The sequence below is a fragment of the Brevundimonas sp. genome, from assembly GCF_023259385.1.
Lineage (GTDB): Bacteria > Pseudomonadota > Alphaproteobacteria > Caulobacterales > Caulobacteraceae > Brevundimonas.
In genome coordinates this window covers 1-7926 of sequence record NZ_JAHFPF010000167.1, presented here as the reverse complement: position 1 = coordinate 7926, position 7926 = coordinate 1, and the positions used below count along the sequence as shown (strand labels likewise).

Below are 7926 nucleotides of genomic sequence, written 5' to 3'. Positions count from 1 at the left end.
GGCCTCCAGCGGCGAGTAGCCGGGAGCCTCGGTGTTGATCTGGATCTGGACGTTGGTGATGTCCGGCGTGGCGTCGATCGTCAGGCGCTGGAAACTCCAGACGCCGACCGCGCAGGCCAGAAGGACGAGCGCCATGACCCCCCAGCGGAAGCGGATCGACAGCGCGATGATGCGTTCAAGCATGGTCTGCGCGCCCCCTAGTGGTCATGGCTCGCGCCGGACTTGTCGATGTCCGCGCGAATGAGAAAGGCGCCGTCGACGACGTATTCGGTTCCGGGTTCGAGACCGCCCAGCACCTCGGTCCATTCCGGCGTGCGGCGGCCGAGTTCCAGCATCCGCACCTCATAGGTGTTGCCGACCTTGGCGTAGACGACCTGGAAATCGCGGAACGGCTGGATGGCCTTGGTCTGGACCGCCAGCGCAACTTCGCCCTGACCGACCTGGACCGCGCCCCGGACCCCCAGTCCCGGCCGCCAGACGCCGCCCTGATAGGGCAGCGCGACGTGGGCGACCAGGGTCTGACTCATGGGGTCGCTGGACGGCAGGACCGCCTCGATGACGCCGAGCGCGCGATGTTCGCCCGCCAGGCTGGTGATCTCGACGCGCTGGCCGACCCGGACGCGTTCGGCGTCGCGGGGATAGAGGAAGAATTCAGCGTGGAGCCGGGTCGGATCGCCGATGGTCAGCATCGGCTCGCCATTGCCCGTGATGGCGCCGGGGTTGACGTTCTTGGCCGTGATCATTCCCGAGATCGGGGCGGTGACGGAATAGGTCTGCAGACTGTCGCTGGACTCGACGCGCGCCAGCACCTGACCCCGCGAGACGCGCTGGCCCAGCTGGACGTTCATCGCCACCACCCGTCCCGGATAGCGCGCGTGGACTTCGCTCTGTCCCTCGGGCGTGATCTCGACCCGGCCGCTGAGCGGCAGGCTCTCGCCCAGCACCGCCCCGCCGGCTCTCTGCGTCGTGACCCCGCCGGCCCGGGCGGCGTCGGCGGTTATCACCGTGCGGCCCTCATAGGATGGATAGGTCCAGGTCGACCGCTTGCCCGCATGGGTCGCCGCCACCGAGACGTCGAACGAGTGCGGTTCGGCCACCACAGTGGGGCTCGCGAGATAGTCGGCGGTCGGCGTGAACGCGAAACGGTCGACCTTGGGCCCCAGCCGCGTCAGGGCGATGGAGGCCTGGACTTGTCGCGGATCCAGCGGCTTGTCCTTCAAGTAAGGGTAGAGGCGATAGAGCGGCTCGGGGCCCTCTTCAAAGATGGTGATCTCCAGGGAGAAGTCGCCGTCCCTGAGCAGGCGGCCGTTGTGCGGGCCCCGCTCATAGTCAGCGGCCTCCGCGGCCTCCGCGCCTTCGGCCTTTTCAGCCCCGCCCTGTCCGCAGGCTGAAACGCCGACCGCAAGGGCCAGCAATGACGCGGCGATCACGCGCCGCGAGGGAGTGTGACGGATCATGAGCGGATCTCCAGGCCGAGCAGGTCGGCGTGCGCGCCGGTCAGCCGGTCAAGGCGGGCGCGGTCGATGTGAAACTGTTTGAGAACCGCGACGCGGCGGGCCTTGGTAGCGAGAAGCGCGGTCTGGGCGGCGATGACGTCATTGTAGGTGAAACCGCCGCGCGCAAAGCCGTCGCGGACGAGGGCCACGGCGCGCTCGGCCTGAGGCAAGGTCTCGTTGGCGATGCGCTGCGCTTCCAGAGCCCGCGAGGCGAGAAGCACCTGTAGCCGGGCGATCTCGCGTTCCCGTTCCTGCCGGAGAGCCGCCATGTCGGCCTCGGCGGCGACGCCTTCGAACCTGGCGCGCTCAATGGCCCCCTCGTTTCGATCGTAGCGGCCGAGCGGGATGGACCCGCCGACCACCAGGCCAAGATCTTGCCCGTCCCAGAAGTGGCGGACGCCGACGCTGACCGTGGCGTCAGGGGTGGAGCGCGCCTGTTCCACGCGGACTCTGGCTTGAGCGACATCCCGCTGTGCGGCCAGAACCGCGAGGTCAATCCCGGAGGCCGGGCCTGCCATTTCTCGGGCGGCGCCCGTGTCCTCGAAGTCGGCCGGATCGAGAGAAAAATCCGGGGCGCCGATCCAGAACCGTCCGAGCGTGGCGCGGGCGAGCCGGGCCTGAATTCCGGCCTGGTCGAAGTCGATCTGGGCTTGAGCGAGTTCGGCCTCGGCGCGGGCGCCGGCGAACAGGGGATCGCGGGCCATGTCCACACGACGCTGCACTTCGATCTGGAAGCGTTCGGCCAGGGCGAGACGTTCACGAGCGATCTCAAGTTCGGCCTGGGCGAAAAGCGCTTCGGCCCAGGCGCGTTGCACCTGCTCTAGACGATCCAGTCGTCTGATCGCCGCTTCGGCCTGGACGACGGCGACTTCGCCCCGGGCCAGAGCCACCCGGGCCGGTCGATCGCCGCCCCGCTCAAACCGCTGCTCATAGGACAGGGTCGTCTCTGTGCGGTCGATGATGTTGCCGCCGCCCAGCGTCGGCAGGTTTTCGACCATCAAGCCCAGCGTCGGATTGGGCCGGACGTCGGCCTGGCGCACAGCGGCGTCGCCCGCGCGAACCCGCGCCTCCGCGCCGGGCAAGCCCGGATCGACGCCGGCGGCGCGCGCGAGCGCGCCCTCCAGGGTCAGGGCGGCCGCTTCCGTCGCGGCCGACGGCGGGGTCTGCGCGAGCGCAGGAAGAGACGGCAACGCCGCCAGTGGAAGCGCCAGCGCCGAAACGGCCGCCAGACGCGCCCACGATCCGGCCAGGCCGGTAATCGGGGTGTTCAAGGAAATCTCCGGAAAACGAGGTGCGCGCAGCCGAACGGCCGCGCCGGTTCAGACGACCGTGCGCATCCGTTTCGGAGGATATTCGGGCCCGTCCCGGCTCAGATCGCCCAAGGCCGGAGCCTCGCCGGGCGTACGGGCGGCAAGCCTGAAAGACAGGCCGTCATCTAGCGGATACTCGGCTCCCGGGAGCGCCCCGTGGCTGTCGCCGCCGACCTGGTGTCCGTGACCCAGGGGGCCTTCGTTATCGATGTCCTCGGGGGTGGCGTCGCCGGATTGATCGTCCGGCGCGACGTGGACATGATCCGCGATCTGGTCCGCCACCGTGTCGACTTCGACCAACGCTACGGCGGGCCAATCGGCGGCATGAGCCATGCCGTGCTGCGCATCCATCATGCCATGCAGCATCGTCACCGCCAGAAGAGCGGTGCACAGAAAGATGCAGAAGGAACGAATCGAATTTCGCAAACGGAATCCCCGACCGGCATCTACTCGCGGTGCGGCGCTCACGCAACCGAGGACTTCGGGACAGATCGACGCGCTGGCGGGCGTTCGCGCGACGCTCGCCCGGCCCACAGAGCATCAAGCCGCTCCGCCTTCTTTGCAACCGTCGCACCCCCGTCCTGCGACGTTGGCGCGATTGCGGTCGTGGCCGCCCGTGTTATAGGGCGGCACAAGACTCTCCTCGGTCAGGGATGGTTGGATGGCGGCGTTGCTTGCGTCGTTTCTGGCCCTGTTTGTCCTTGTGTCCGCCCTAGAGGCCGCGATTTGCGCCCCGAAGCGAGCGCTCACACCTCAGAGGCGGTCACCGAAGCCCCGACCGACCCCGTCGCCGCCGGTGATCCGGACAGCCACGCCATCTGCTCGCACGGCCATTGTCACCACGGTGGAGTCGCGACGACGCAGACCCCTTCTTCCCTGACGACGACGACCGATCAGGATGTCGCGCCTTGCGGCCTGCGGATTCTCTCGCATGGGGACCACACGCCTGCCGTGGCGGACGAAGGCCGTGCGAACCGCGCCCGTGCGGTGCCCGTCGACGCGGCGGTCAGCCCGTCAGTCCTTGTTCACCAACTTCACCGGCCGGGCGACGCGCTTGCGGACGTCGGGATGCGGCGCCCGCTGGATGGGATTTTCCCGCCGGAGCATGAGCCACGCTTCGATCTCGGCGAGATCCCAGACCACGCAGCGCGGCGTGAGCGCGAACCGCCGCGGAAACTGGCCGCGCTGTTCCATTTCCCAGATGGTGCTGTCCGCGAGCGGCACCATCTGGCGTAGTTCCGTCTTCTTGATCATGCGCCTGATGCGCGCTGCGCCTTGATCGGCCATTGTGATTTGATCCCCCCGAAAAGGCCGGTCGTAATCGAAAGTTGCGCATAGGACTAGCGGCGGGCCGGCGATCCGCGGCAGCCTTCTGGCGGACCGATTCCGACAACCGCGGGCTCTACGATCGCGCCTGCTGCGCCACCCGTCCGCTCTACTATCGCGATCAACCCTCCCGACGCCACTCCGCCGAGGATCGCCGAGCGGCAGTTCAGGGTTGAGAATCACGGGTTCTATGCGAAAACGCGCATAGAATAAAATTATGTCACGTTACGCATAATTCAATTCTATGCGCTAAGTCACATATTGCTATATTATGCGATTTCCCGCATAGTGATGGGAAGGAGACTCCCATGAACCGGATAGCTCGTTCCCCCGGCCAAGTTGGCAACCTCATACAGCGATTCAGAAAGCTGAAGGGGATGAGTCAGACAGAACTCGCCGAACGATCAGGCATGCGCCAAGAGCTGATTTCCAAGATCGAAAGCGGCCACAACGGCGCAAAAATCTCATCGATCTGCGATCTGCTCGCGGCGCTCGATCTGGAGATGACAATCGGTCCTCGATCGAAAAGCTCATCCACCGATATCGAGGACATCTTCTGATGGGGCGTCGCAAGACCCATGCGCCGCTCAATGTGCTCATCAACAATCGTCTGGTCGGGCGATTGGACAAAGAGCCGGGTGGCGCGATCGCGTTTCAGTACGATCAGAGCTGGCTGGACTGGCCGCCGCACTTCCCGATCTCGTTGTCGCTGCCGCCAAGGAAGGCCACCTTCCGGGGCGAGCGGGTTGTCGCGGTTTTCGACAACCTTCTGCCGGACAATCCGACGGTTCGCCGCCTCGTAGCTGAGAAGACGGGCGCGCAAGGCACGGATTCCTACAGTCTGTTGGAGCAGATCGGCCGCGACTGCGTGGGGGCCCTGCAGTTCCTGCCCGACGGAGTGGTGATCGACGCATTTCCGCCGATTGAAGGCGAGCCGGTCAGCGACGAAGAGATCGAGGCGATCCTGGCCAACCTCGCGCGCGCGCCGCTCGGCATCGATACCGAACAGGAGTTTCGGATTTCGGTGGCGGGCGCTCAGGAAAAAACGGCGCTGCTGTTTCATGAGGGCCGTTGGAAACGCCCAGTCGGCACGACGCCGACGACCCACATCCTCAAACCCCAGCTCGGAGAAATCCCGACGCCTTGGGGCATGATCGATCTGTCAAACAGCGTCGAGAATGAACACTACTGCTTGAAACTTCTCGAAGGGTTCGGCCTCCAGGTCGCTCAGACGGAAATGGCGACATTCGGCGCGCGCCGTGTTCTCGTCGTCGAGCGCTTTGATCGGCGCTGGCGAGGCGACAGCCAACTCCTGCGCCTTCCGCAGGAGGATTGCTGTCAGGCGCTGTCGATTCCTTCGAGCCGGAAGTATCAAAACCAGCAAGGGCCGAGCGCGGTCGATATCATGACGCTGCTTCAGGGAAGCGATGAGCCGCTCAGGGATCAGGCCGCCTTCCTCAAGAGTCAGATCATCTTCTGGCTGATCGGCGCCACCGACGGGCATGGCAAGAACTTCAGCGTCTTTATCCGTCCCGGCGGCCGCTTCGAGCTGACGCCGTTTTATGACGTTCTAAGTGCGCAGCCAGCCTTCGACGCAAAGCGAATCCCGCACAACAAATACACGCTGGCAATGTCGGTTGGAGCGAACCGCCATTACAAAATTCTCGACGTGCACGGTCGTCATTTTGTCGAGACAGCAAAGGAAGCCGGACTCGGTCAGGCGATCATCAGACAGGTTCTGGATGAAATCCGCCGTGATGCCCTCCCGGCGGCGGAACGTGCCCTTGGCCGCATGCCGGCAGACTTCCATGTCGACATCCACACATCGGTCGTGAACGCGATGACCGGACGCCTGCGGCAACTGGAAACGGCTTTAGAAGCGATATGAAGCGAAGGAGCCCGACATCATGACCGCGCGAACTGCTTGAGCTTCGCCGCATACCTGAGGGCGCAGTCGGCCGTCGAATAACATGGCCCTTCCTTCTCCTGTCGTAACCCCAACGCCAGCAGTTGAGGTCTCGAGGCTGCCAAGGCATGATCTCCCGAAGCTCACGTTACGACATTCGGCCGAATGAAGAGGGCTGGACCGTCCATGAGGTATGGACGGGCTGCCCAGCCGCCGTCGACGGCGCAGTCGAGAAGGGCTCGAGCTACAGACCGCCTATGCGTTGGCCGACGCACTGGCTTATCTGCCCGACCGTGGCGTGGGCGCCTAGTGATAGCCTCGGCGACCCCGCCCCCGCTGTCGGTTCGAATGATCCTGTCAGACTTACCGCTGAGGCTGCTCGAAGGTTACATCCCCTCCCAATGGGGCCCTCATGATGCGTCGGAGAGCGGTGGGCATGCGAGCTTTGGCCGAGCAGATCATGAAAAGCGTCGGAGCGCTGCCCGAAGGCTCGTCGATCACCACCGGATCGCTCCTGCACCTGGGAGGCCGTGCGGCGGTGCATAGGGCGCTATCGCGGCTGGCGCGCCGCAGCAGTTTGTTACGCGTCGGTCGAGGGCTCTACGTGTGCCCGTTGGAAACCCGCTTCGGCCTGAGAGCACCGTCGGTCGAGAAGGTCGCTCGCGCCATCAGCCAGCGACGAGGAGAGATCATCGTCACCCATGGCGCGGCGGCGGCGAACTCCCTGGGCCTAACAACCCAGGTGCCGATCCGCACAATCTATCTGACCAACGGGCCGAGCCGGCAACTCCGTGTCGACGGTCAGATCGTCGAGTTCAGGCATGCACCCGCATGGCAACTTTTACTCGCTGACCGGCCAGCCGGCGATGCAGTTCGGGCGCTGGCCTGGCTGGGTCCCGAGAAGGCTCAGACAGCAGTCGGGCCGCTGGAGCGAAAGCTGGGACCTTCGGCGTTCGGAGAACTGATTTTAGTCAGGCCGCATCTACCGGACTGGCTGGCCCGCGCGCTCAGTCAATTCCCTACTCGCGACTCACGCCCTGCCGAAGCGCCCTAAAGCGACTGCTTCGAGCGGTGAAAGACATCCGAGCGCCGGTCTTTTGAGGCAGGCGCGCTCGCAGATCGGCGGACGTTCCTTGCAGCGGGAGTTGCGGCGCGCGGGACGAACAGCAGGTCATCGCCGCGCGCAGCATTAACGGGGGGACGATGCGAGTATCAGGCGTCGGCGGACGGGCCGCTGGTGCTGGAGTTCGACGACCTTTGGTTCCGGTGCCCTTTCAAATCGCCGCCCGGCACCTGCCGGACTGAGGTCGCCGCCGGCCAGACGGGCGCCTTCGACGTTCACATGCGCCGCTGACCCTGTTCCGGCGGCCCGACTGGAGCAGCCGGAAAAGGCTTGCCGGGAATCACAATTCCATTAATTTGGAAATATGGAATCCGAAGACGCAATCCTGGCGCTCGCCGCCCTCGCCCAGTCCACCCGGCTGGAGACCTTCCGCCTGCTGGTGCGTCACGAGCCCGAGGGGCTGGCCGCCGGAGAGATCGCCAACCAGCTCGCCGTGCCGGCCAACACCATGTCGGCTCATCTCGGCGTCTTGTCGCGCTCAGGACTGATTACGTCCGAGCGCCACAGCCGGTGGATCGTCTATCGCGCCGATCTGGAGCGGATCGGCGGGATGGTGATGTTCCTGCTCAAGGATTGCTGCCAGGGCCGCTCGGAGTTGTGCGCGCCGCTCCTGGCCGAATTGGCGTGCTGCGACTGAGGCTCGATATGGACATCGTCATCTATCACAACCCCGCCTGCGGGACGTCGCGCAACGCGCTGGAGCTGATCCGCCACGTCGGTATCGAGCCGCATGTCGTTGAGTATCTGAAGACCCCGCCGTCGCGG

The 7926-nt window shown here is 65.4% G+C and carries 9 protein-coding genes and 1 pseudogene; 5 read left to right on the top strand and 5 right to left on the bottom strand.

Annotated features, from left to right (window positions below):
* The 5 genes from Q0C81_RS12880 to Q0C81_RS12860 all read right to left on the bottom strand — a co-directional run.
* Positions 1-183, bottom strand: a 183-nt coding sequence (locus tag Q0C81_RS12880) for an efflux RND transporter permease subunit (RefSeq protein WP_291838484.1), incomplete at its 3' end; no start/stop codon positions are given.
* A 14-nt stretch (positions 184-197) separates the two neighbouring features.
* Positions 198-1457 (bottom strand): HlyD family efflux transporter periplasmic adaptor subunit, encoded by a 1260-nt coding sequence (locus Q0C81_RS12875; RefSeq protein ID WP_291838481.1) that lies wholly within the window; start codon positions 1455-1457, stop codon positions 198-200.
* The gene (locus Q0C81_RS12870; RefSeq protein WP_291838478.1) at positions 1454-2767 is read right to left on the bottom strand and encodes a TolC family protein; all 1314 of its coding nucleotides are present in this window, start codon (positions 2765-2767) and stop codon (positions 1454-1456) included. The genes Q0C81_RS12875 and Q0C81_RS12870 overlap by 4 nt, the downstream gene beginning before the upstream one ends.
* A 48-nt stretch (positions 2768-2815) precedes the next feature.
* Positions 2816-3274, bottom strand: a complete 459-nt coding sequence (locus Q0C81_RS12865) for a hypothetical protein (protein ID WP_291838475.1) — start codon at positions 3272-3274, stop codon at positions 2816-2818.
* 546 nt (positions 3275-3820) lie between these two features.
* Positions 3821-4093, bottom strand: a complete 273-nt coding sequence (locus tag Q0C81_RS12860) for an AlpA family transcriptional regulator (RefSeq protein ID WP_291838472.1) — start codon at positions 4091-4093, stop codon at positions 3821-3823.
* Positions 4094-4440: 347 nt separating this feature from the next.
* Here Q0C81_RS12860 and Q0C81_RS12855 point away from each other — a divergent pair, with 347 nt between their 5' ends.
* From Q0C81_RS12855 to Q0C81_RS12835, 5 genes and pseudogenes are all read left to right on the top strand, one after another.
* Positions 4441-4692 (top strand): helix-turn-helix transcriptional regulator, encoded by a 252-nt coding sequence (locus Q0C81_RS12855; protein ID WP_291838469.1) that lies wholly within the window; start codon positions 4441-4443, stop codon positions 4690-4692.
* Positions 4692-6020, top strand: a complete 1329-nt coding sequence (locus Q0C81_RS12850; RefSeq protein ID WP_291838466.1) for a type II toxin-antitoxin system HipA family toxin — start codon at positions 4692-4694, stop codon at positions 6018-6020. The genes Q0C81_RS12855 and Q0C81_RS12850 overlap by 1 nt, the downstream gene beginning before the upstream one ends.
* 454 nt (positions 6021-6474) lie before the next feature.
* Complete coding sequence (locus tag Q0C81_RS12845) at positions 6475-7092, top strand: DUF6088 family protein (protein ID WP_291838464.1); 618 nt, start codon at positions 6475-6477, stop codon at positions 7090-7092.
* A gap of 373 nt (positions 7093-7465) precedes the next feature.
* Positions 7466-7798: a helix-turn-helix transcriptional regulator gene (locus Q0C81_RS12840; protein WP_291838461.1), complete on the top strand. Its 333-nt coding sequence runs from the start codon at positions 7466-7468 to the stop codon at positions 7796-7798.
* Between the two features lie 8 nt (positions 7799-7806).
* Positions 7807-7926 (top strand): annotated as a pseudogene (locus Q0C81_RS12835) (arsenate reductase); the annotation flags it as partial.